The 21,533-nt window shown below is 58.2% G+C and carries 19 protein-coding genes and 3 pseudogenes; 7 read left to right on the top strand and 15 right to left on the bottom strand.

Features of this window, described 5'->3' with window-relative positions; translation table 11 throughout:
- Window positions 1–11 precede the first annotated feature (11 nt).
- The 5 genes from QF043_RS21680 to QF043_RS21660 all read right to left on the bottom strand — a co-directional run bounded on the left by QF043_RS21680 (window position 12) and on the right by QF043_RS21660 (window position 8,948).
- Window positions 12–1,400: a M91 family zinc metallopeptidase gene (locus QF043_RS21680; RefSeq protein WP_307420133.1), complete on the bottom strand. Its 1,389-nt coding sequence runs from the start codon at window positions 1,398–1,400 to the stop codon at window positions 12–14.
- Window positions 1,401–1,752: 352 nt separating this feature from the next.
- Window positions 1,753–3,003 carry an OprD family porin gene (locus QF043_RS21675; RefSeq protein WP_307420132.1) on the bottom strand — a complete coding sequence of 417 codons (1,251 nt, stop codon included), beginning with the start codon at window positions 3,001–3,003 and terminating at the stop codon, window positions 1,753–1,755.
- A 171-nt stretch (window positions 3,004–3,174) separates the two neighbouring features.
- Window positions 3,175–4,632: an AdeC/AdeK/OprM family multidrug efflux complex outer membrane factor gene (adeC, locus tag QF043_RS21670; protein ID WP_307420131.1), complete on the bottom strand. Its 1,458-nt coding sequence runs from the start codon at window positions 4,630–4,632 to the stop codon at window positions 3,175–3,177.
- Window positions 4,629–7,790 (bottom strand): efflux RND transporter permease subunit, encoded by a 3,162-nt coding sequence (locus QF043_RS21665; RefSeq protein WP_058421735.1) that lies wholly within the window; start codon window positions 7,788–7,790, stop codon window positions 4,629–4,631. The genes adeC and QF043_RS21665 overlap by 4 nt, the downstream gene beginning before the upstream one ends.
- Before the next feature lie 3 nt (window positions 7,791–7,793).
- Window positions 7,794–8,948 (bottom strand): efflux RND transporter periplasmic adaptor subunit, encoded by a 1,155-nt coding sequence (locus QF043_RS21660; RefSeq protein ID WP_307420130.1) that lies wholly within the window; start codon window positions 8,946–8,948, stop codon window positions 7,794–7,796.
- Window positions 8,949–9,213: 265 nt separating this feature from the next.
- Between QF043_RS21660 and QF043_RS21655 the strand changes: the two genes are divergently transcribed.
- On the top strand, window positions 9,214–9,846 hold the full coding sequence (locus tag QF043_RS21655; RefSeq protein ID WP_056857447.1) for a TetR family transcriptional regulator: 633 nt from the start codon (window positions 9,214–9,216) through the stop codon (window positions 9,844–9,846).
- A 397-nt stretch (window positions 9,847–10,243) separates the two neighbouring features.
- Here the strand turns inward: QF043_RS21655 and QF043_RS21650 are convergent, their stop codons facing one another.
- From QF043_RS21650 to QF043_RS21640, 3 genes are read right to left on the bottom strand one after another with little or no spacing between them, the layout of a single operon-like run.
- Window positions 10,244–11,299, bottom strand: coding sequence for an alkene reductase (locus QF043_RS21650; RefSeq protein ID WP_307420129.1), 1,056 nt, complete (start codon window positions 11,297–11,299; stop codon window positions 10,244–10,246).
- 31 nt (window positions 11,300–11,330) lie between these two features.
- The gene (locus QF043_RS21645; RefSeq protein WP_099485803.1) at window positions 11,331–12,497 is read right to left on the bottom strand and encodes an MFS transporter; all 1,167 of its coding nucleotides are present in this window, start codon (window positions 12,495–12,497) and stop codon (window positions 11,331–11,333) included.
- Between the two features lie 13 nt (window positions 12,498–12,510).
- Entirely contained in the window at window positions 12,511–12,837 is a 327-nt protein-coding gene (locus QF043_RS21640; RefSeq protein ID WP_017137252.1) for a helix-turn-helix transcriptional regulator, read from the bottom strand.
- Between the two features lie 154 nt (window positions 12,838–12,991).
- On the opposite strand from QF043_RS21640, the gene QF043_RS21635 reads away from it, so the two are divergent.
- The gene (locus QF043_RS21635) at window positions 12,992–13,576 is read left to right on the top strand and encodes an ACP phosphodiesterase (RefSeq protein ID WP_307420128.1); all 585 of its coding nucleotides are present in this window, start codon (window positions 12,992–12,994) and stop codon (window positions 13,574–13,576) included.
- Between the two features lie 124 nt (window positions 13,577–13,700).
- On the opposite strand, the gene QF043_RS21630 is transcribed toward QF043_RS21635, so the two are convergent.
- Both QF043_RS21630 and olsB read right to left on the bottom strand, forming a co-directional pair.
- Window positions 13,701–14,492, bottom strand: coding sequence for a 1-acyl-sn-glycerol-3-phosphate acyltransferase (locus tag QF043_RS21630; RefSeq protein WP_307420127.1), 792 nt, complete (start codon window positions 14,490–14,492; stop codon window positions 13,701–13,703).
- On the bottom strand, window positions 14,492–15,247 hold the full coding sequence (gene olsB, locus QF043_RS21625; protein ID WP_017137255.1) for an L-ornithine N(alpha)-acyltransferase: 756 nt from the start codon (window positions 15,245–15,247) through the stop codon (window positions 14,492–14,494). Before olsB ends, QF043_RS21630 begins: the two co-directional genes overlap by 1 nt.
- Window positions 15,248–15,432: 185 nt before the next feature.
- On the opposite strand from olsB, the gene QF043_RS21620 reads away from it, so the two are divergent.
- Both QF043_RS21620 and QF043_RS21615 read left to right on the top strand, forming a co-directional pair.
- A complete protein-coding gene (locus tag QF043_RS21620; protein ID WP_307420126.1) occupies window positions 15,433–16,515 on the top strand; it encodes a serine hydrolase in 1,083 nt (360 codons plus the stop codon).
- Window positions 16,512–16,826 carry an amidase gene (locus QF043_RS21615; protein ID WP_307420124.1) on the top strand — a complete coding sequence of 105 codons (315 nt, stop codon included), beginning with the start codon at window positions 16,512–16,514 and terminating at the stop codon, window positions 16,824–16,826. Before QF043_RS21620 ends, QF043_RS21615 begins: the two co-directional genes overlap by 4 nt.
- A 125-nt stretch (window positions 16,827–16,951) precedes the next feature.
- Here the strand turns inward: QF043_RS21615 and QF043_RS21610 are convergent, their stop codons facing one another.
- Window positions 16,952–17,242 carry a DUF3077 domain-containing protein gene (locus QF043_RS21610; protein ID WP_307420123.1) on the bottom strand — a complete coding sequence of 97 codons (291 nt, stop codon included), beginning with the start codon at window positions 17,240–17,242 and terminating at the stop codon, window positions 16,952–16,954.
- Window positions 17,243–18,186: 944 nt separating this feature from the next.
- On the opposite strand from QF043_RS21610, the gene QF043_RS21605 reads away from it, so the two are divergent.
- A complete protein-coding gene (locus tag QF043_RS21605) occupies window positions 18,187–18,447 on the top strand; it encodes an ogr/Delta-like zinc finger family protein (protein WP_307420121.1) in 261 nt (86 codons plus the stop codon).
- Here QF043_RS21605 and QF043_RS21600 read toward each other — a convergent pair.
- Complete coding sequence (locus QF043_RS21600; RefSeq protein ID WP_307421571.1) at window positions 18,420–18,668, bottom strand: hypothetical protein; 249 nt, start codon at window positions 18,666–18,668, stop codon at window positions 18,420–18,422. The two genes, QF043_RS21605 and QF043_RS21600, sit on opposite strands and share 28 nt — an antisense overlap.
- Between QF043_RS21600 and QF043_RS21595 the strand changes: the two are divergent.
- A pseudogene (locus QF043_RS21595) lies at window positions 18,658–18,858 on the top strand (amidase); the annotation flags it as partial. The gene QF043_RS21600 and the pseudogene QF043_RS21595 overlap by 11 nt on opposite strands.
- Window positions 18,859–19,114: 256 nt before the next feature.
- Window positions 19,115–19,426: a hypothetical protein gene (locus tag QF043_RS21590; protein WP_307420120.1), complete on the top strand. Its 312-nt coding sequence runs from the start codon at window positions 19,115–19,117 to the stop codon at window positions 19,424–19,426.
- A gap of 456 nt (window positions 19,427–19,882) precedes the next feature.
- On the opposite strand, the gene QF043_RS30860 is transcribed toward QF043_RS21590, so the two are convergent.
- The 3 genes and pseudogenes from QF043_RS30860 to QF043_RS21585 all read right to left on the bottom strand — a co-directional run.
- Window positions 19,883–20,053: a peptidylprolyl isomerase gene (locus tag QF043_RS30860; RefSeq protein WP_373460786.1), complete on the bottom strand. Its 171-nt coding sequence runs from the start codon at window positions 20,051–20,053 to the stop codon at window positions 19,883–19,885.
- A pseudogene (locus QF043_RS30855) lies at window positions 20,044–20,286 on the bottom strand (peptidylprolyl isomerase); the annotation flags it as partial. The pseudogene QF043_RS30855 and the gene QF043_RS30860, both read right to left, overlap by 10 nt.
- 572 nt (window positions 20,287–20,858) lie before the next feature.
- A pseudogene (locus QF043_RS21585) lies at window positions 20,859–21,140 on the bottom strand (DUF3077 domain-containing protein); the annotation flags it as partial.
- Window positions 21,141–21,533 lie beyond the last annotated feature (393 nt).

The following is a 21,533-nucleotide window of genomic DNA, read 5'->3' as shown; positions in this document are numbered from 1 at the left end:
GCTCTCAAGTCTTAGAAGTATTCGGTTCGCAGCGGCCTACCCATTTCTTTTCTCAGTGAGTTCTCATTGAGCGGAGATGGATTTGTTACGGTTGGCGGGGTCGAGGGATCGTTATCGTAGTCAAAAGGTGGCGTATCAGTAGGCAGGCCTATAGCCTGCAGTTCAGCATTTATTTGACGGTCGGATTCGGGGCCTTTGGAACCGCTTAAGAACGTACCGTTTGCACCATTCCAGGCATGCGACATCTCATGGTAGAACTGGACAATGGGAGACGTCGTACCCAGTTCGTCCATAATAGAAGTAGGTATGTAATAAATCCTGCCTTGGTCCGCGCGCGCGCCAGCTACCCCGTCTTTCAAGGCGCCACGTCTCGGGTCATCCAGGCCGATCTTGCGTTCCTCCTCCGGGCTGAGTTGCTGCAAATCCTTGGAACCGAATACGTATCGATTAAAAGGCCCTGGTTCGATAGTGACAGGGGCTCCGTTTCGCTCAGCCGCTTTGTCCATCTCTTCAAGCATCTTCTTCCCTGTGGGGGAGGCGCGAAGCAGTTCCAGGTCATCTTCGACCCGTTGTTTGAAGTCGTCCGGCCCCTTGATATCAAACGCTTTGCGACCGGCATCGTTCGGCATTACCTGTGTGATGCTTGATTTTTCTGCGCCTATCAGGCGATCCCCGCTTTGCGCATAAATGCGTGCTTTGGTGTTATTGGCCCATACGGTATCGAGCCCTTTCCCCGTGTAGATTGTGCTGTCGTCGTGAGCGACTACCAGGTCGTCACCCAGGCCTGCGTTGATCACAGTATGGCCATTGCCAGCGTACAATTCGTCGTCGCCATCACCACCGTCCAGGTGACTGAATTTCTGGGCAGACCCTGCGCCAGCATACATCCTGTCCTTCCCGGCGTTTCCGTACATCACCGAGTCACCGCTGCCGCCCATTATCGTGTCGTCACCCTCATTGCCTTCGGCATAGCCGATACCGCTGCCAAGGCGAATAGTATCGTCTCCGCGTTCGCCATAAACTGCGGTACGTCCTCCCCCGGCTTGAACGGTGTCGTCACCGTCACCTGCTTCGATCGTCGCGTTGACAGTGACATTGGGATCCAGGGTTATGTTGTCATTGCCTCCACCGGATTGAATGATCAGGGCAAAGAATGGGGGGGGAGGGGCGTTTTTGTCTGGCGACGAGGTCGATTGAGGGGAGGGACCATTGAAGGTATAAGTCCTGTCGTTGACGCTTACGCTCAGTTGGCCGTCCGGTCGTTGGCTGACATGGATGCGGTCCGATGAGTCCCCCGTTTTGAGTGTCAGGGTCGTACCTACGTGCCTCAGGTTTTTGGGGTCCTTATGGGATTCCAGAATTTCCTGGCTGACACTCAGGTCTTTTTCATCTACCAGCATCTGTGTCCTGGGACGGACCCAACTGCCACCGCTGGGCGCAGGCGAGTTCTCCTGGGGCGAGGGGGGCACAGGTGCTATTGGGGGAGATATTGGAGAGGTTACTGAACTCATTTGGATGATACCTGCCAGTTTCGATTCGGTCGTTGTTCCAAGTCTGCGCTTATTCGAAGATCAAGGTCCCACTCAGTCGCCAATCAGCAGGTAACGGTTCCTTCATCTTCTGAGAAAAAATATTTCCGGGTTATGAGAGTATTCAGACAGCGTTTGTCAGCAATGTTGATGCGGCGCACAGTGGTCGTCACGTGCGCCTCCCAGGGTGGCGCAAGCAGGGGCCTCCCAGGTCATTGAGGGCCTACAGCAAGCTGATCGGGTAACTGACAATCAACCGGTTCTCATCAAATTCATTGTTGCTGTAGTCCCGACGCAGGGTGGAGTTACGCCACCGCATATTCAGGTCCCTGAAGGTGCCGCTCTGCACCGTGTAGCCCACCTCACTCTCGCGCCCCCATTCCTTGCCGTCGGTGATGGTGCCGGTATGCACGTTGCTACCGCTGATATAACGGTTCATCAAGGTCAGGCCCGGTATGCCGAACGCGGCGAAGTTGTAGTCGTGGCGCACTTGCCAGGATTTTTCCTGGGCGTTGTCGTAGCTGGAGTTATAGCTGTCGTTGGCCAGGGTGCCGCCGCTGGTGCCGTTGACGCGCATCCAGGCACTGTTGCCGGTGAGTTTTTGCAGGCCGACGTAGAAGGTGTTGCCGCCGTAACGGGCGGAGAACAAGCCGGACCAGGTCTTGTTGTCCAGCTCGCCTGCGCGGGCACTGCCGTCGTCCTTGCCGTAGAAGAACCCGAGGTTGGCGCCCAGGGTCCAGCTGCCCACAGCTTGGCTGTGGGTCAGGTTGATGTATTGCTGGCTGTAAATGTCCTTGAGTTGGGCATTCCATACGCCAATTTGGGTGTGTTTGTCGTTGAAGGCGTATTCACCGCCCTGGAAGTTGAAGCGGTCGGAGGTGAAGGCGGTTTTACCGACCATCGACATGTCGGTCATGCTGCTGTCGTCGCGCGGGCTGTTGGCGCGGAACTGGCCGCCGTAGAGGGTCAGTCCGTCGATTTCCCTGGAGGTGATCTGCCCGCCACGCAGGGTTTGCGGCAGGGAGCGGCCGTCGTCCGAGCGCAAAATCGGCAGCACCGGCATCCATTCGCCGACCTTGACTTCGGTCTTGGAGATCCGCGCCTTGAACGCGACCCCAAGACGCCCGAAGTTGTCCGCCGGGCGGCCGTCGCGATCCAGCGGCAACAGCTGGGTGCCACCGGTGCCGCGCCCGCCATCGAGCTTTTGTGAGTACATGCCCAGCACATCCATACCGAAACCCACCGTGCCCTGAGTGAAGCCGGACTTGGCGTCGAGGATGAAACTTTGCGTCCACTCCTGCGCGCCGCCCTGGCTTTTGGTCGGGTTGGTGTAATTGCGGTTGAAGAAGAAATTGCGCAGGTTGAGGTTGGCGCTGGCGTCTTCGAGAAAACCGTGTTCTTCGGCGACGACGGGCAGGGCAAGGCTGGCGACTGCGGTTGCCAGCAATAGCTGGCGCGGGCGGAACGTGCTCATGGTGTTGGACCTGTTGTTATTGGGGTTATGCAGGTGCGGGCCATGGTGCGGGGCGGTACGGGGGCGGTGAAGTGGGGGAGAGCGGGTTGTGGGCGATGATCGAACGCAAGTTGGCGGGCATAAAAAAACCGCTTCCGGTGAGGGAAGCGGTTTTTGTTCAGTGCACTGCTGTTAGAACAACTTCAGCGCCGGTGCTTCTTCTTTCAACGGCTCGTTCTTGGCCGTCTGCTCGTTCCAGCCACCGCCGAGGGCCTTGTACAGGTTGACCTCGCTGTTGAGCTGCGCCAGGCGGTCGGTGATCAGCGATTGCTGGGCACTGAACAGTTGGCGCTGGGCATCGAGGAAGGTCAGGTTGCTGTCGACACCAATGCGGTAGCGACGCTCGGCCAGGCGGTAGTAATCCTGGTTGGCCGCGACGAAGCCACGTTGGGCGTCCAGCTGCTGCTTGTAGGTCTCACGGGCGGCAAGGCCGTCGGAGACTTCCTGGAAGCCGGTCTGGATCGCCTTCTCGTAGTTGGCCACGTTGATCTCTTTCTGGATCTTCGAGTAGTCCAGGCTTGCGCGCAGGCTACCGGCGTTGAAGATCGGGATGTTGATCTGCGGGGCAAACGACCAGGTGCCCGAACCGCCTTTGAACAGGCCACCCAGGGTAGGGCTTGCGGTACCGGCGCTGGCGGTCAGGCTGATGCTCGGGAAGAACGCAGCACGGGCCGCGCCGATGTTGGCGTTGGCGGCTTTGAGGTTGTACTCGGCCTGCACAATGTCAGGGCGACGTTGCAGCAGGTCGGATGGCAACCCGGCCGGCACTTCGCTGAGCAGGTCATCCGACAGTGGCTTGCTGGCGATATTGGCCGGCAGGCCGGTGCCCAGCAGCAGGGTCAGGCTGTTTTCGTCCTGGGCCACCTGGCGCGTATAACGTGCCAGTTGCACCCGGGCGTTTTCCACCGAGGTGCGTGCCTGGCTCAAGTCGAGGGCCGAGGCCACGCCGACTTCGTTGCTGCGCGAGGTCAGCTTGAAGCTCTGCTCGAACGCGCCGAGGGTGTCCTGGGTCAGCTTGAGCAGTTCCTTGTCGGCCTGCCAGGTCAGGTAGGCATTCGCCACATTGGCCACCAGGCTGATCTGGGTGCTGCGCCGCGCTTCTTCAGTGGCGAAGTACTTTTGCAGGGCTTCTTCACTGAGGCTGCGCACGCGACCGAACAGGTCCAGCTCATACGAGCTGATGCCCAGGCCAGCCGAATATTGGCTGGTGATGCCGGCTTCGCCGGACTGCGACAGCTTGGCCGGGGTGCGCTGGCGGCTGCCGCTGCCGGTGGCCGAAACCGCCGGGAACAGGTCGGCACGCTGGATCTGGTACTGCGCCGCATAGGCGTCGATGTTCAGCGCCGCGACACGCAGGTCACGGTTGTTCACCAGCGCGGTCTGGATCAACTGTTGCAGGGCAGGGTCATGGAAAAACTGCTTCCAGCCTTGCTCGGCAGCGGCCTGGCCCGGCGCCTGGGCCGACGAGTACGCCGGCCCCTGCGGGAACTGGGCTGCTACCGGCGCTTCAGGGCGCTGGTAGTCAGGGATCAGCGAGCAGCCACTGAGCACGAATGCGGTGACGGCTAAGGAAAGTAGCGACTTGCTCATTGGCCAGCCTCTTTAGGAGTTTCAGTAGTGTCTTTCTTTTTGCGTTCGCCCGCAGCCGAAACGGTCGCGAAGAACAGGGGTACCCAGAAGATCGCCAGGACCGTCGCTGTGATCATACCGCCAATTACGCCGGTACCGATTGCGTGCTGGCTACCTGAGCCCGCGCCGGTGGAGATTGCCAGTGGCAATACGCCGAGGACGAACGCCATGGAGGTCATGATGATCGGCCGCAGACGCATGCGGGACGCTTCGATAGCCGCCTCGACGATGCCTTTGCCTTGTTCGTGGAGCTCTTTGGCAAACTCCACGATCAGGATGGCGTTTTTCGCCGCCAAGCCCACCGTCACCAACAGGCCCACCTGGAAGAACACGTCGTTGGACAACCCGCGCAAGCTGGTCGCCATCAATGCGCCCACAACCCCCAGGGGCACTACCAGGATGACCGCGATCGGGATCGACCAGCTTTCATACAGTGCCGCGAGGCAGAGGAACACCACCAGCAGCGACAAGGCGTACAGCGCTGGCGCCTGGGAGCCGGACAGACGCTCTTCATACGACAGGCCAGTCCATGCATAGCCGATACCTGCCGGCAGTTGCTTGGCAATCCGCTCGACTTCGGTCATGGCGTCACCGGTACTGTAGCCCGGCGCCGGGGTGCCGAGGATTTCCATCGCCGCTACACCGTTGTAGCGCGACAGTTTCGGCGAACCGTAAATCCACTTGCCCGATGCGATGGAGGACAACGGCACCATCTTCCCGGAGTCGCTGCGCACGTACCATTTGTCCAGGTCTTCAGGCGACATGCGGCTGGCGGCGTCCCCTTGCACATACACCTTCTTCACCCGACCGCGGTCGATGAAGTCGTTGACGTAGCTGCCACCCAAGGCAATCGCCAGGGTCTGGTTGATGTTCGACAGGGTGATGCCCTGGGCGCTGGCCTTCTCGTCGTCGACGGTGAGTTCGTACTGCGGCTCATCGTTCACGCCGTTGGGGCGCACGCCTGCCAGAATCTTGCTCTGTGCTGCCATACCGAGGAACTGGTTACGCGCCGCCATCAATTTATCGTGGCCGACACCGCCCTGGTCTTGCAGGAACACGTCGAAGCCGGTGGCGTTACCCAGTTCCAGTACAGACGGCGGCACGATGGCAAATACCATGGCGTCCTTGAAGGTCTGCATGAAGTAGCCCTGGGCGCGCTTGGCGATCTCAAACACCGAGTTGGAGGCGTCACGTTCGCCCCACGGCTTGAGCATCACAAATGCCAGGCCCGAGCTTTGGCCACGACCGGCGAAGTTGAAGCCGTTTACGGTAAACACCGATTTCACGCCTTTGCCTTCGCCCGGTTCGCCTTCCTTGTCGTTGAGTAGATACGCACGCATGTCGTCGATGACTTTTTGCGTACGCTCAGCCGTGGAACCGACCGGCGTCTGCACCTGGGCAAAGATCACGCCCTGGTCTTCATCGGGCAGGAACGCCGCAGGAATGCGCATGAACAGCCAGATCATGCCGGCGAAGATCAGCGCGTACACCAGGAACGCAGGAATCTTGTGCCTGATCATGTTGCCCACGCCGCGCTCGTAGCTCAGTACGCCACGGTCGAAGGTGCGGTTGAACCAGCCGAAGAAACCACGCTTGGGTTGGCCGTGCTTTTCCGGATCGATCGGCTTGAGCATGGTGGCGCACAACGCCGGGGTGAAGATCAGCGCAACCAGTACCGACAACGCCATGGCCGAAACGATGGTGATGGAGAACTGTTTGTAAATCACACCGGTGGAACCACCGAAGAACGCCATCGGCAACAGAACCGCCGAGAGTACCAGGGCAATACCCACCAGGGCGCCCTGGATCTGGCCCATGGACTTGACTGTCGCCTCTTTGGGCGACAAGTGTTCCTCAGCCATTACCCGTTCGACGTTTTCCACCACCACGATGGCATCGTCCACCAGCAGGCCGATGGCCAGGATCATGCCGAACATGGTCAGGGTGTTGATGGTGAAACCGAACGCCGCCAGGATCCCGAAGGTACCCAACAGTACGACCGGTACGGTCATGGTGGTGATGATGGTGGCGCGGAAGTTCTGCAGGAACAGGAACATCACCAGGAACACCAGCACGATCGCTTCGACCAGGGTGTCGACTACCCCGGAGATCGATTCGGTAACGACTGGGGTGGTGTCATACGGCACCACCGCCTTCATGCCCGGCGGGAAGAACGGTTCGAGCGACGCCACGGTGGCGCGGATGGCCTTGCCGGTGTCCAGGGCGTTGGCGCCCGAAGCCAGCTTGATCGCCATACCGGAAGCCGGCTTGCCGTTGAACTGCGCAGCGATGCTGTAGTTCTGACCACCAAGCTCAATACGGGCGACATCTTTGAGGCGCACTTGTGAGCCGTCGGTATTGACCTTCATCAGAATGTTGCCGAACTGCTCAGCTGTCTGCAGGCGGGTCTTGCCAATGATGGTGGCGTTCAGCTGCGTGCCGGGCAGGGCAGGCAGGCCGCCCAGTTGGCCGGTAGCGACCTGTACGTTCTGCGCGGAGATCGCGGTGCTGACATCCACCGGCGTGAGCTGGTAGTTGTTCAGCTTGGCCGGGTCCAGCCAGATACGCATGGCGTACTGCGAACCGAACACCTGGAAGTCACCAACACCCGCCGTACGGGAAATCGGGTCCTGGATGTTGGACACGATGTAGTTGGACAGGTCGTCCTTGGTCATGCTGCCGTCTTCGGACACCAGACCGATCACCATCAGGAAGTTCTTCACCGACTTGGTCACGCGGATACCCTGCTGCTGCACTTCTTGCGGCAGCAGTGGGGTCGCCAGGTTCAGCTTGTTCTGCACCTGAACCTGGGCGATATCCGGGTTGGTACCCTGGTTGAACGTCACGGTGATGGTCATGCTGCCGTCGGAGTTACTGTCCGAGGAAACATAACGCAGGTTGTCGATACCGTTGAGCTGTTGCTCGATCACCTGCACCACGGTGTCCTGCACGGTTTGTGCGGACGCGCCTGGGTAGGTCACCTGGATGTCGATGGCGGTCGGCGCGATGGCCGGGTATTGGTTGATGGGCAACTTCATGATCGAAAGTGCCCCGACCAGCATGATCACCAGGGCGATAACCCAGGCGAAAATGGGACGGTCGATAAAAAATTTCGACATGGATTACTCCCCTTTGCCAGCAGCGGCAGCAGGAGCAGCAGCACTGCCAGCGTCAGCAGGCTTGGCGTTGTCGGCCGGCTTGACTTTGACCTCCACGCCCGGCTTGACGTATTGCAAGCCTTCCGTGATCACACGGTCGCCGGCGTTCAGGCCTTTTTCCACCAGCCAGTAGGCGCCGTACGTACGGTTGGCTACCAGTTCGCGCTGCTCGACCTTGTTGTCGGCGTTGACGATAAGCGCCGTTGGCGTGCCCTTCAGGTCACGGGTTACGCCTTGCTGCGGTGCCAGGATGGCCTTGCTGTTCACACCCGCTTGCAGTTGGGCGTGTACGAACATGCCCGGCAGCAGGGTGTGGTCAGGGTTGGGGAATACGGCGCGCAGGGTCACGGAGCCAGTCGTCTGGTCGACCGACACTTCGGAGAACTCCAGCTTGCCGACCTGGCCATAGTCACTGCCGTCTTCCAGGGTCAGCTTGACCTTGGCCGCGTTTTCGCCGGCTTTCTCCAGCTGGCCGCTTTCCAGGTCGCGGCGCAGTTTCAGCATTTCTGCCGACGACTGGGTGACGTCGACGTAGATCGGGTCCAGTTGCTGAATCACGGCCATGGCATCGGCCTGGCCATTGCTGACCAGCGCGCCTTCGGTGACCGAAGAACGACCAATACGCCCGGAGATCGGCGCGAACACTTTGGTGTAGCGCACGTTGATCTGGGCGGTTTGCACGTCGGCTTCAGACGTCATGCGGTTGGCCACGGCGGTGTCGTATTCCTGACGGCTGACGGCTTGCTCATCGACAAGTTGCTTGTAGCGGTCGGTGATGGACTTGGTCTGGGTCAGTTTCGCTTGTGCGCTTTTGAGGGTGGCGTCATACACCGACGGGTCGATCTGGTAGAGCTGTTGCCCTTCCTTCACGTCGCCGCCTTCCTTGAACAGGCGCTTGAGAATGATGCCGTTCACCTGGGGACGAACTTCCGCGATGCGGTAGGCGGTGGTGCGGCCTGGCAATTCGGACGTCAGGGTGAAGGCTTGCGGTTGAATGGTGACCACGCCGACCTGAGGGGTTTGAGCGGGCGGAGCCGCTTCTTCCTTTTTACATCCGCTGAGCAGCGATGCCAGGGCGACGGCAGTGACCAGAGCGGTAACAGCTGGCTTAAGTTGCATGAAGATCCTCGGGTCAGGCGCGCAGAGTGCGCACAAGAAGTGTGGAAGGGTAAAAAACAAGCCGTGAGTGGATAAGTAGCTTGCTACGCAATATACTTACGTTCACGGTTGTTTGTAAACTCTTGACAGGTTTCGCGGATTGTTGACAAAGCATCCGCCAAAGCCTCGATTTTAGTACGTTCGGCGCCCAAGACGACGTCGTCCCACAATTATTCAGATGATGCTCAAGCACCATCCACAGTGTCCTGATTGAGGTTTTACTGCCATGGTTCGTCGCACCAAAGAGGAAGCTCAGGAAACGCGCAGCCAGATTCTCGACGCCGCCGAGCAAGCCTTTTATCAACGCGGAGTGGCCCGCACCACGCTGGCGGACATCGCCGCGTTGGCCGGGGTGACGCGCGGGGCTATCTATTGGCATTTCAGTAACAAGTCCGATTTGCTCCAGGCACTGCTCGACACGCTGCACGAACCCCTGGACGAACTGGCCCGGGCCAGTGAAAGCGAGGATGAAGTCGACCCGCTGGGTTGTATGCGCAAGCTGTTGATCCATCTTTATCATCAAGTGGCCCTGGACCCGAAAACCCGGCGCATCAACGAAATCCTGTTTCATAAGTGCGAGTTCACCGATGAAATGTGCGACATGCGGCGCCAACGCCAGACCCACAGCCTGGAATGCAACCTGCGCATCGGCCTGACACTGCGCAACGCGGTCCATCGCGGGCAACTTCCGGAAAACCTCGATACCACGCGGGGCGCGGTGTGCATTCATGCCTATATCCACGGCTTGATTGGCCAGTGGCTGTTGGTACCCGACAGCTTCCAACTGCATCAGGACGCTGAACGCTGGGTGGACGCAGGGCTGGACATGCTGCGCTTGAGCCCCAGCCTGCGCAATTAAGACAAAATGCGTAATTGCATCCAGTTGTGTCAACAGTAAAGTCCAGAGACAGTCAATCGTCCCTTCGCAGGATTTGTGGGGTGACTTTATATACGGGCTGGCGGGCGGTTGATAGGTAGCCGCCTAAGTATTTTGTAGCGATTTTGTTGCAAGGCTGTGAAGGAGTGTTTCCAAGCCTCTGTGCGAACCAGGGGCAGACGCAGAGCGTCCAGGGTGCGGGAACGATCAAATGTGGGAGCGGGCTTGCTCGCGAAGGCGTGCTGCCAGTTGATACATCTTTGACTGACCCACCGCTTTCGCGAGCAAGCCCGCTCCCACAGTAGATCTGCGGCGTTTTTCAGGCAGGTGTAAAAAAGCCCCGGTTGTTGCCAGCCGGGGCTTTTTGCGTTTCAGGCGATTACAGCGCCAGCGTCGGGTAGTCGATGTAACCAACCGGGCCCTTGGCGTAGAAGGTTTCCGGGTGCGGTTCGTTCAACGGCGCATCGGCCTTCAAACGCGCCGGCAGGTCCGGGTTGGCAATGAACGGCACGCCGAAGGCCACCGCATCGGCCTTGCCGGCCGCCAGCCAGGCGTTGGCGCTGTCTTTGGTGAAGCGTTCGTTGGCGATGTACGCGCCGCCGAACGCTTTTTTCAGCTGTGGGCCGAGGCTGTCGCCGGCTTCTTTTTCACGGGAGCAGATAAACGCGATGCCACGCTTGCCCAGCTCGCTGGCGACGTAGGTGAAGGTTTCCGCCAAGTTATCGTCGCCCATGTCATGGGAGTCGGCGCGTGGTGCCAGGTGCACACCTACACGGCCGGCGCCCCAGACTTCGATGGCGGCGTCGGTCACTTCCAGCAGCAGGCGTGCGCGGTTTTCCAGGGAGCCGCCGTAGGTGTCGGTGCGCTGGTTGGTGCTGCTTTGCAGGAACTGGTCGAGCAGGTAGCCGTTGGCGCCGTGGATCTCCACGCCGTCAAAGCCTGCCGCCTTGGCGTTCTCGGCACCGACGCGGTAAGCGTCGACGATGTCGGCGATTTCAGCGGTTTCCAGTGCGCGCGGCGTCGGGTAGTCGGCCAGTGGGCGAACTAGGCTGACGTGGCCTTTAGGCTGGATGGCGCTGGGTGCCACCGGGGTTTCGCCGTTCAGGTACGACTCATGGGAGATACGGCCCACATGCCACAGTTGCAGGAAGATCTTGCCGCCCGCGCCGTGTATCGCCTTGGTGACATTGGCCCAGCCGCGCACCTGGTCGTTGGACCAGATGCCCGGCGTGTCCGGGTAGCCCACGCCCAGCGGCGTCACGGAGGTGGCTTCGCTGAGGATCAGCCCGGCGGAAGCGCGTTGCACGTAGTACTCGGCCATCAGCGCATTGGGTACGCGGCCTTCATCGGCGCGGCAGCGGGTCAGCGGCGCCATGATGATGCGGTTGGACAATTCCAGGTCGCCCAGTTTGATCGGATCGAAAATAGTCGTCATGGGAAAACACCCTTCTCTTTAAGTGGATTGATCAGTTGGTCGCAGGGGCCAGGTCGGCATCGCCGCTCTGACGGAAAGTAATCAGGGTGACCAGCAGGGCCAGGATCGCCAGGGCCGCTGCCGCCAAAGGCACGCTGGTCAGGCCGAAACCGTGGGCAATCACGCTGCCGCCGACCCAGGCGCCGAGGGCGTTGCCGATGTTGAAGGCGCCGATATTCAAGGTGGACACCAGGTTCGGAGCGGCCTTGCCAAAGGTCACCACGTTGATCTGCAGCGCCGGTACGGCGGCAAACGAGGCGGTGGCCCACAGGAACAGGGTGATTTCCGTCGGGATCACCGCGACGCTGGTCCAGGTCAGCACCGTGGACACCACCGCCATGCTGATAAACACGCCGATCAGGGTGGCCGCCAGGCGTTTATCCGCCAGCTTGCCGCCGATGATGTTGCCGACGGTCAGGCCCAGGCCGATCAGCAGCAGGGTCCAGGTCACGCCTTTGGGCGACACACCAGTGACGTCGCCGAGCAGCGGTGCGACGTAAGTAAAGAGGGTGAACATGGACGCGGAGAACAATGCAGTCATGGTCAGCGACAACCAGATACCCGCGCCTTTGAGGGCTTTGAGTTCGGCGCGCATGTCGAGTTTTTCTTCGTCACGCTTGGCGGGCAGAAAGCGGATCAGGCCGATCAGCGCGATCACGCCGATCACCGTGACGGCAAAGAACGTCGAGCGCCAGCCGGTGGCCTGGCCCAGCGCGGTGCCCAGCGGTACGCCGAGCACGTTGGCCAGGGTCAAACCGGTGAACATCAAGGCCACGGCCGAAGCCCGTTTGTTGGCCGGCACCAGGTTGGCCGCCACCACCGAACCAATGCCGAAGAACGCACCGTGGCACAGCGCGGTGACCACACGGGCAAACATCAGCACGTTGTAGTCACTGGCCAGGGCGCAGAGCAGGTTGCCGACAATAAAGATGCCCATCAACGCTACCAGCGCGGCCTTGCGTGGCAGCCTGGCGGTGGCCAGTGCCATGAACGGCGCGCCGATGGCCACGCCCAGGGCGTAGCCGGTCACCAGCCAGCCGGCGCCGGGGATCGACACGCCCAAGTCCGCCGCCACATCGGGCAGCAAGCCCATGATGACGAACTCGGTGGTGCCGATGGCAAAGGCGCTGAGGGCCAGTATGAGTAGCGAGAGGGGCATGGGTATTTCCTTGTTACAGCGCTGCGTTTTCGTCAGCGCTGAGTTCGGTGATGAGCGCTGCGAGGAAGGCCTGGATGGTTGCCTCGTTGCGTTTGAAAAAGTGCCACTGCCCGGCCTTCTGGCTGCTGATCAACCCGGCGCGTTGCAGGGTGGCCAGGTGCGCCGAAACGGTCGACTGGGACAAGCCGCAACGCTGGTCGATCTGCCCGGCACAAATGCCGTATTCGTGGTTGTGCACCTGCTCGGGGAACTGCACCTTCGGGTCTTTCAGCCAGGTGAGGATGTCTCGTCGTACTGGGTGTGCCAGGGCTTTTATTATTTCGTCGAGGTCAATGGACATGGCGGTTGCTCGGTTTCGTACAGCGTTATATCGCGATGAGGCGAACTTTAAATCGGTATATCCCGATATACCAATATGATTTTGATCTGAGTTCAGGCTATTTCGGTATATCGGGTTATAACGATACGTAAGCGGCAGTGGTAGACTGCGCGGCATGAATTATCTCGCACATCTGCACCTGGGCGGCCAACTTCCTGCTCAATTGCTCGGCAGCCTGTATGGCGACTTTGTAAAAGGCCGCCTGCAAGGCCAGTTCAGCCCGCAAATCGAGTTGGCGATTCAGCTGCACCGCTCGATCGACCGCTTTACCGACAGCCACCCGCTGGTGGGTGAGGCGTTGTCACGCTTCAGCCTGACCCGCAAGCGCTACGCCGGGATTGTCCTCGATGTGTTTTTCGACCACTGCCTGGCGCGGGATTGGGCGCTGTACGCCGACCAACCGCTGGAGCGCTTCACCGCGCAGGTGTACCGCGTGCTGGCGGCCGAGCCGCAGTTGCCGGGGCGGCTGGCGCAGATTGCACCCTATATGGCGGCGGATGATTGGCTGGGTTCATATCGCGAGTTTGCGGTGATGGAGCAGGTGCTGCGCGGGATTTCGCGGCGGCTCACCCAGCCACAGGAGCTGGGGCATGCGATGCAGGAGTTGCGGGTGTTGTATGAGCCGCTGAGCGAGGATTTTCGGTTGTTCTACCCAGAGCTGCAGAAATTTGCAGCGCTCCAACTGACAACTGAAATCTAACTGAGATCTAAATGTGGGAGCTGGCTTGCCTGCGATAGCAGTCTGTCAGTTGAAAGAGATGTGGCTGACCCACCGCTATCGCAGGCAAGCCAGCTCCCACATTTGAACCGATGTTCAGTTCATCTTAAGCTGCGAACGCCGGCCGAGTATCTACCTGCTCAACCTCCGGCACCGGCCCAAACAACGCCTTCTGCACCGCCTGCTGCGCCTGATAGGCCAGCGCCGCACGTTCCTGCCCGGCACAGGCAATCGGCTGGAGCACATGAATCTCCACATCACCCTGGTCATGACTAAACAGACGCATCAGGTGCGAGAGCAAATCGTCATCGCCAATAAACGGTGCCAATGCATCCACCTGCCCATCACGCAAATAACGAATCGCCACCGGCTGCAGCGACACATCCGCATCAATCGCACTGGCCAGCAAGCGCCCATGGAACGTGCGCAGGCTGCGCCCGTCGGTGGTGGTGCCTTCGGGGAACATCAGCAGCGGATGCTGTTGCTCCAGATGCCGGGTCATCTGCTTGCGGATCAACTGGCTGTCGCCCGACCCGCGGCGGATAAACAGGCTGCCGGCCTTCGCCGCCAACCAGCCGGCCACCGGCCAGGTGCGCACTTCGGCCTTGGACAAAAACGACATCGGCGCCACCGCGCCGAGCAGCGGGATGTCGGTCCAGGACACGTGATTGCTCACCCACAGCATCGGCTGCGTCGGCAGTTCACCGTGTACCGTCACGCGAAAGGGCAGGGCGTTGGTCAGCCGCGCCATAAAAAACCGCGACCAACGCTGGCGGCGCACCATTGAGTTGGCAATGTGCAAACGCTCGAACACGCCAAACACACTGGCCATGCTCAACCCCAGCGCCACCACCAGCAGCACCCGGGCAATGCGCCCGTATATGCGCAGGCGGCTCATCACATGGCCGCCTTGAAGTGGCGGGCGTAACGCGGGCATAACTCATCGCGCTTGAGCAGGATGAACACGTCGGCCACCTGGAAGTCTTCATCCCAGCACGGCTCGCCGCAGATCTTCGCGCCCAGGCGCATATAAGCCTTGAGCAACGGCGGCATTTCCGCGATGACGTTGGACGGCAGGTCCAGCGCCGGCAGTGGTTTTTTGGGTTCGGCGCGCAGGTGCTCGTTGCACAGGTAGCGTTCGCGCAGGCGCTGCATGATCGCGTGGGCCTGGATGCCGCCGTCGTGCATCGGGATGCTCGCGCAACCCATCAGGTAGCTGTAACCGCCCTGGTTGAGCACTTCGGCCAACTCGCCCCAGAGCACCGCGATGGTGCCGCCGTTGCGGTAGGCCGGGTCGACGCAGGTGCGGCCGATCTCCAGGATCGGGCCTTGCAGGTGCAGCAAGCCATGCAGGCTGAATTCTTCTTCGCTGTAGAACCGGCCCAAGGTGCTGGCGGCCTGGTGGTCGAGCAAACGGGTGGTGGCCACCAGTCGACCGCTGTTCAAATCCCGCACGCCGATGTGGCTGCAGTGAACATCATAGTCATCCATGTCCAGACCCTGTTCCGCGCCTTTCAGCTTGGCGTTGAACTCGCCGCTGAACACGTTGAAACGCAGGGCCTGGGCTTCCTGCAAAGCCTTGGCGCCAACCAGGCGTTCGGCTTGCAGACGGCGTTCATTGCCGGTGTCGCTGATGCGGGCGATCTGAGTCATGGCGAATCTCCGAGTGCCGGCCACGTACCGGCCGGTCGACTTGTTTGTCCAAACTCAGGCTATGTAGGCTCGGTGTCAGCTCCATGAAGTTATGGTGACGCTTGGATGACAGGCGTTCCTGTCGCAAATCTGTCATACGCCTGGGCTAGGCTCGCGGGCTTGAAAGCCCCCTTGAGTTTGCGTCCATGGTCCGAGGCCTGTTGTGCGTTGCCCTGCTGTTAGTCACCGCTGCCGCCCATGCCGACACCTGGCCGGACAAGGAATGGGCCAAGGGCGCGCCCCTCGAAGGCGCGGCGGTCGATGCACTGAATGCCTACGCTTTTCCCCCGCGTGACGACGCCACTCGTAAAGGCATCCGCACCGATGCGCTGCTGGTGATCCGCGATGGCGTGATCGTTTACGAGCGCTACGACGCGCCCACCACCGCCAGCACGCCGCACCTGACTTGGTCGGTGAGCAAAAGCCTGATGGCCACCGTGCTCGGCGTGGCCTACGGCGAAAACCGCTTCAAACTCACTGACCCGGCCGCGCGTTTTTACCCGCCAATGAAGCAACACCCCAAAGTGACCATGGCCGACCTGCTGCACTGGGGCTCGGGCCTGGACTGGCAGGAAGACTACGAATACGCCCCGCTGAAATCCTCCGTGGTGGCGATGCTCTACACCCGAGGCCGCAGCGACATGGCCGAGTTTGCCGCAGCCACCGAGGCCGCCGCCGCACCGGGCCAGGCCTTTCGTTATTCCAGTGGCGACAGCAATATTTTGTCCGCCGCCCTCAAAGGCATGCTTGGCCACAAGGCGTATATGAGCTACCCGTGGGATGCGCTGTTCAAGCCGCTGGGCATTCACAACGCCACCTGGGAAACCGATGCCGACGAAACCTTTGTCGCCTCCTCTTACGCCTACCTCACCGCCCGCGATTTAGCGCGGGTCGGCCTGCTGATGGCGCGCGACGGTCGTTGGGGAGAACAGCAATTGCTGCCTAAAGAATGGGTGGCCTTCAACCGCCAGCCATTCGACAACTACCAGGCCGGCCAGGACGAAGCCGTCCCCGGCGGGCAATGGTGGCTTAACCTCGACCTACAAGGTGCCCCAAGACCCTGGCCCGATGCGCCCGCCGACACCTTCGCCGCCCTCGGCCACTGGGGCCAGGCGCTCTATGTGCTGCCCGACGAACACCTGGTGATCGTGCGCTACGGCGATGACCGTGACGGCACTTACCGCCACAACGAACTGCTCAAACGCGTGCTGGCGGCGGTGCAACTATGATCCGTCGTCATCCGTTTATCAGTGTGTTTTTACTGCTGTTGCTCGCCATGCTGGGCTGGGTGTGGCACGAACGCGTCAACCTGCAAGCCTTCCCCGACATCATCGCGGCGTACACGGCCAAGGAATATTGCTCGTGCCGGTATGTGGAGAACAACCCGGCGGACTATTGCCTCGGGTATGTGAAGCAGTACGTGCCGACCAGCGCGTTCACTGATTCGCCGGAACGCAGTGAAGTCACGGCGAGCGGTTTAGGGCGCACGCATACAGCGCGCTGGCTGGGTGATCGCCAGGGCTGCCGCCTCAACCCCTGACACACCAAAAATCCCTTGTGAGAGCAGCAGGCTAGCCAGCTGCTCTCACAAGGGATTTGTGCCGATCATTGGAAATTAGAGAAACCCAAGCAGGCGTCCGATGCACTGCATCGGGCGCGAACGACTTACTGCCGGGTTGGGCTGTCTGGCTGCAAGGCCAGGAGCAGGTCATCAATGATCGCCTTGCCCATGTCACACAGGTAGTGCGAGGCAAACGCGAACTTCTCCGCCCTGGGGTCCATGGCGGCTTCAAGCGAGAGCATTTTTGCGTAGTAGAGGACGTGCGCTGCGTGTTCCAGGGCTTCCTGAATCGGCACGCCGGCGTTGACGCGGAACAGCTTTAAATGGGCTTTTTCCTCGCCACAATCTGCGAAGGTTTGGGCGCCAATGGTTTTTGCTGAGGTGGGGTTGCTCATTGCTGACCTCCCAAGCAATGGGGGGCGGCATTGGTACGTAAGGCACTGCGGTAATCAAGCATGCTGTGAAACCTCTGTGATGACCAACTGAAGCGACCACACATCGATTCCAGGCGATGGGTGGCAGCCGTGCGCAGGCTGGAAACCGAGACAGAGACAACTCGGCAGACACGAATGTCTCCCGCACACGGCCGCCAAAAAGCACAAACCGCAGGCACAAAAAAAGCGCCTGCTGATTGCTTGACGACGCTGCGTGCGTCTCGGTGACGGGTTTCCAGGCCCGGTCGCTGATGAGCAGCGACCGGGAGAGGTTAGCGTGATGTAACCTATAGTGCAACTACACTTAAGAGCAGAGTTTTCACTCTGTGAAAAAGGCGTGCTGGAAGTTCTATTTTTTTACACACTAGGCAGGTAAGTCTAAAACTAGGATTATGTGGCCTTCGAAGTCAGATTTATTTGCTAAGCGTATACATTCATTTTTATCTTCGGCGGTAAAGAAGCTGATTCTTGCCGTTGAGCTAGGTTCGTTGCAAAGTTCTCCGATTCTTACATCGATCTTATCTGGGCTATATGTGTCAAAGAACTTTCTCAGCCGTGCTTGTAAATAATACTCAGACCCATGTCCGGTTGAAAGTTCGCGTGGTAAGTTTTGTACCAATACTTCGTATGTCGACATATCCTTGCCTGTAAGTAGTATGAGTTGTGAGTGCTAGGGAGAGGGTAGAATGGCATGTGTGTTACGTTTTATGACCTGTTAGAAATAACAGTTTTTTAGAGCGTTAAGGAATAAGATTTTTACTTGCAAGGTATATGCGTTTTTTGTGCCTTGCTATTGGCAGCTTTTATTGCTGAGTTGGTGGTCTGATTTTCCTTTACGCTTGAGAAAATAGCTGAGGATTATCGTTTATAGTGTTTCTTCGGTTGACTGCAGATTTAGAGGGTTCATGAGAGTCTATTGCAAAACATGTGGGCAAAAGGGGCGAATCGCCTCCCGCGACGAGCTGTCCCTTGAATTTGCCCGCCTCTACTGCCAATGCAGCTCCCCCCACTGCGGTCACACATGGGTAGCCAACCTCACCTTCTCGCATACCCTTAGCCCCTCCGCCCAGGTAGTCGACCGCTTACTGTTCGACCGCCTGCGCAGCTTGTCCAAGGTCCAGCAACGCGACCTGTTCGATCAATTGGGCATGGCGTCCTCCACGTAATCACGCAACCTGGCCTCAGCTTGTTCAAAGCGTTCCAGCTGAGCAACGCCATACTCAAACAGCGCCAATTTCGCCCGCTGCGGCAGCTGCAGGTCACCTCCCAGCAGGTAGACCAGCAGGGCAAAGCTGTGTCCGCATTCTTCGAATTCTTCGCGCAATTTCGAAGTGCAGACTTTGGAATTCAACACAACGATTTCTCCTTTTTTGGTGTGGTTAGCCAAGGAATATTGTTCGTGCCGGTATGTGGAGAACAACCCGGCGGACTATTGCCTCGGGTATGTGAAGCAGTACGTGCCGACCAGCGCGTTCACTGATTCGCCGGAACGCAGTGAAGTCACGGCAAGCGGCTTAGGGCGCACGCATACGGCGCGGTGGTTGGGTGATCGCCAAGGCTGCCGCATCAACCCCTGACACACCAAAGATTTTCTGTGGGAGCTGGCTTGCCTGCGATGACGGCGGCACAGGCAACAGTGATGTTGACTGACCGGCCGCTATCGCAGGCAAGCCAGCTCCCACATTGGATTTGTGCTGATCATTTACTGTTGCCGGGGCGGGTTACGGAACCAGTCTCTGTGCGGTGTTTTTAGGTGAAAAGTGAATAACTAATGTTCTCAAGTATTATTAAAAACTGTCAGTTTTCACAGGTGCATAATGTGTAGGATTTTTTATGCTAACACTTCTTTGGTATGGGAGTGATTTCAAAATGGCACTTGAAAAAAACCCGCTTAACATGTCTTCATCATTCGTAACGGTTGATTTATCTGAAGGTCAACCGAAAAAGCCGGAAAAACTAGATGATTTGGATAAAGCAAAAACGCTCACTGTATACGACCAGCAAGGGCAAACTCATGTCGGTACGAAGGTTTCCCTAGAATACGTACGCCAAAAGCTTGACTGGGTTTTGACCATAAAGGTATCTGAGAGCGAAACGAAGCAGTTATTAGGTCATGAAATTTCTGCGATCACAAGGAATTTATAAGCAAACTATCGGATAGCACCGCGGCAGTGTGTAATCTCGAACGCGGTGCTCGCCCTTATTGTTGTTTTGTTTAAAGCATCTCTGACAAAGAAGGCGCGGGGGCGGTTTAGTTAACGACTGTGCCAAAGGAGACCATGAGCAATTAAAGCATAATCGTGCTCCATTTCCAGATTGCGTTTGAGTGGCTCCGGAAACTCGCTAAGCCGTCTGCACTGAACTGGTTTTTTTAGTTAAAAACCAGGAAAGTTCATGGCCCCTGAAATACCCCTATCAAGAGCAGCTTATCCCAAGGGCTGCCATGCATGAGTGGCGCCCAAGGCGGCGTTATTGCGGGACTGTTTCAATGTGGTCTGGCATCATAATCGATCGAGTTTTTCATGTTTAATAGTCGATCCATCAGCCACCCAAAAGAAAAACTACAAGGGGAATGTCACTTCTGGGTGGCATCAGAATAATTTATGCCTGTACGTATGCGTCGCGTATAAATATTGTATCCACCGGCATGTCACCTCTACCGACTTTAACGCTTTTAATATCGTCAAGCACATCCCAGCCCGCGCTGACTTTGCCAAATACACGATAGCTAGTTCCTTGTGGAGGAGGAAGGAATTTGTCCGTTAAGCTAATAAAGAACTCTGTGGGGGGGATGAGCTAACTTGAAATGCGATGGAGCGGCGTGAAGGAATAAGGTCACTGTCATCTCGATTGGGGGGAGGGGCTGAAGTTAATTTTGCTAGCCCGTCCTCCAAATAACCACCACCCAATATTATGTAATCTTTAATGATACGGCTAAAGATTGTGTTTTTGTAGTGTCCAGAGTTAACCAGGCTAAGAAAATGTTCAACAGTGTTAGGTGCATTTTCTGAGTCGAGTTAAATGGTTAAGATATCCCGGGAAGTTTCAAGAATTACATTCATTTTCATGTCCTCATTAAGCGTTTGGCAAATTTTAATTACGAAGACCTTTATGGGTTTAAATGGCTGATGGGTGTACTGTGAAGTTTGACAGTTTTTTAGTGTGTTTGGTCGAGGTTGTATGGGTGGTTAGTGCGGTTGGTTATAAAGGGTTTTATCTGCTGGGTCTCATTCAATATGTGAAAAAGCTAAGGTGTTGAGGCTTATAACTTTTAGGGCGCAGGTGCAAGAAAACACAATGCCCAATATTGCAAGCAGAGTGAGCGTGCCATTTGCGAGTGTTTTTCAAGGACGCAAGCGTAACCGTCGGGCGCGAGCGCTAAATTGTAGGCGTATCGCCCAATGTTTCGAAATTGTTTAAATAATCTGCTGCCTCGTTTTTTTATACACGGAAGCACCGTTTAGAAAAAGGTTGAAACAGGTTTGCTTCAACGGGCTTGTTGAGGGTGACAGTGCACTTTTGAATAGACGCCCGATCGGTCATGCCGGACGTCCGCCAAGGCTGCTGACTGCGGGGTTGGGCTCTGTGGCTGCAAGGCCAGCAACAGGTCATCGATGATGGCCTTACCCATTTCGCCCAGGTAATGCGAGGCGAATGCAAACTTCTCCGCCCTGGGGTCCATGGCGGCTTCAAGGGCGAGCATTTTTGCGTAATAAAGCACGTGGGATGCGTGTTCGAGGGCTTCTACGAGCGGAACCCCGGCGTTGACGCGGAAGAGTTTCAGGTGGCTTTTGTTTTCTCCGCAATCTGCGAAGGTGGCGGCGCCGATGGTTTCGGCTGAGGGTAGTTCGTACGGCATAAGCTTGCTCCTTTGGTACAACCAATAAGAGCTTCTTTTTTCGGGATTCCACGCCCGGTCGCTGATGAGCAGCGACGGAGGCGAGGTTAACCCTATGCACGAGCCGTCGCAACCGGTGGCCAATCGCTGTCCGCAATCTGCGTTGTGTGGCGAGGGCGCTTGCTTCCGTCCGGTTGCGTAGGGGTAACCAGCTTTTGTGAACGTTTCGCACCCCAATGTATTCAGCGGACAAGTTGGAGCGCATTGAAGTCACAGCAAGCGGCTTAGGGTGCACGCATACGGGGGGTGAGCGGCAGGAGTGTCGGTTGTTGCCGTGAGGTTTGCCTTATGTCGTGTCTCATCACTGCGTCATCCCGCGCGGCAAGGCAACTTGATAGTGCGTCACTTCACTTC

The organism is Pseudomonas sp. W3I7 (assembly GCF_030816095.1).
GTDB classification, from domain to species: Bacteria; Pseudomonadota; Gammaproteobacteria; order Pseudomonadales; family Pseudomonadaceae; genus Aquipseudomonas; species Aquipseudomonas salomonii.
Note: the sequence above shows the minus strand (reverse complement) of the source record. Positions and strands in the feature narration are given on the sequence as shown.

Coding starts and splice junctions, on each gene's coding strand:
- QF043_RS21660 (WP_307420130.1), bottom strand. CDS start 8,948: ATGCAACTTAAGCCAGCTGTTACCGCTCTGGTCACTGCCGTCGCCCTG.
- QF043_RS21655 (WP_056857447.1), top strand. CDS start 9,214: ATGGTTCGTCGCACCAAAGAGGAAGCTCAGGAAACGCGCAGCCAGATT.
- olsB (WP_017137255.1), bottom strand. CDS start 15,247: ATGACTCAGATCGCCCGCATCAGCGACACCGGCAATGAACGCCGTCTG.
- QF043_RS21650 (WP_307420129.1), bottom strand. CDS start 11,299: ATGACGACTATTTTCGATCCGATCAAACTGGGCGACCTGGAATTGTCC.
- QF043_RS21630 (WP_307420127.1), bottom strand. CDS start 14,492: ATGAGCCGCCTGCGCATATACGGGCGCATTGCCCGGGTGCTGCTGGTG.
- QF043_RS21680 (WP_307420133.1), bottom strand. CDS start 1,400: ATGCTGGTAGATGAAAAAGACCTGAGTGTCAGCCAGGAAATTCTGGAA.
- QF043_RS21610 (WP_307420123.1), bottom strand. CDS start 17,242: ATGAGCAACCCCACCTCAGCAAAAACCATTGGCGCCCAAACCTTCGCA.
- QF043_RS21615 (WP_307420124.1), top strand. CDS start 16,512: ATGATCCGTCGTCATCCGTTTATCAGTGTGTTTTTACTGCTGTTGCTC.
- QF043_RS21590 (WP_307420120.1), top strand. CDS start 19,115: ATGCTAACACTTCTTTGGTATGGGAGTGATTTCAAAATGGCACTTGAA.
- QF043_RS21645 (WP_099485803.1), bottom strand. CDS start 12,497: ATGCCCCTCTCGCTACTCATACTGGCCCTCAGCGCCTTTGCCATCGGC.
- adeC (WP_307420131.1), bottom strand. CDS start 4,632: ATGAGCAAGTCGCTACTTTCCTTAGCCGTCACCGCATTCGTGCTCAGT.
- QF043_RS21605 (WP_307420121.1), top strand. CDS start 18,187: ATGAGAGTCTATTGCAAAACATGTGGGCAAAAGGGGCGAATCGCCTCC.
- QF043_RS21675 (WP_307420132.1), bottom strand. CDS start 3,003: ATGAGCACGTTCCGCCCGCGCCAGCTATTGCTGGCAACCGCAGTCGCC.
- QF043_RS21640 (WP_017137252.1), bottom strand. CDS start 12,837: ATGTCCATTGACCTCGACGAAATAATAAAAGCCCTGGCACACCCAGTA.
- QF043_RS21620 (WP_307420126.1), top strand. CDS start 15,433: ATGGTCCGAGGCCTGTTGTGCGTTGCCCTGCTGTTAGTCACCGCTGCC.
- QF043_RS21665 (WP_058421735.1), bottom strand. CDS start 7,790: ATGTCGAAATTTTTTATCGACCGTCCCATTTTCGCCTGGGTTATCGCC.
- QF043_RS21635 (WP_307420128.1), top strand. CDS start 12,992: ATGAATTATCTCGCACATCTGCACCTGGGCGGCCAACTTCCTGCTCAA.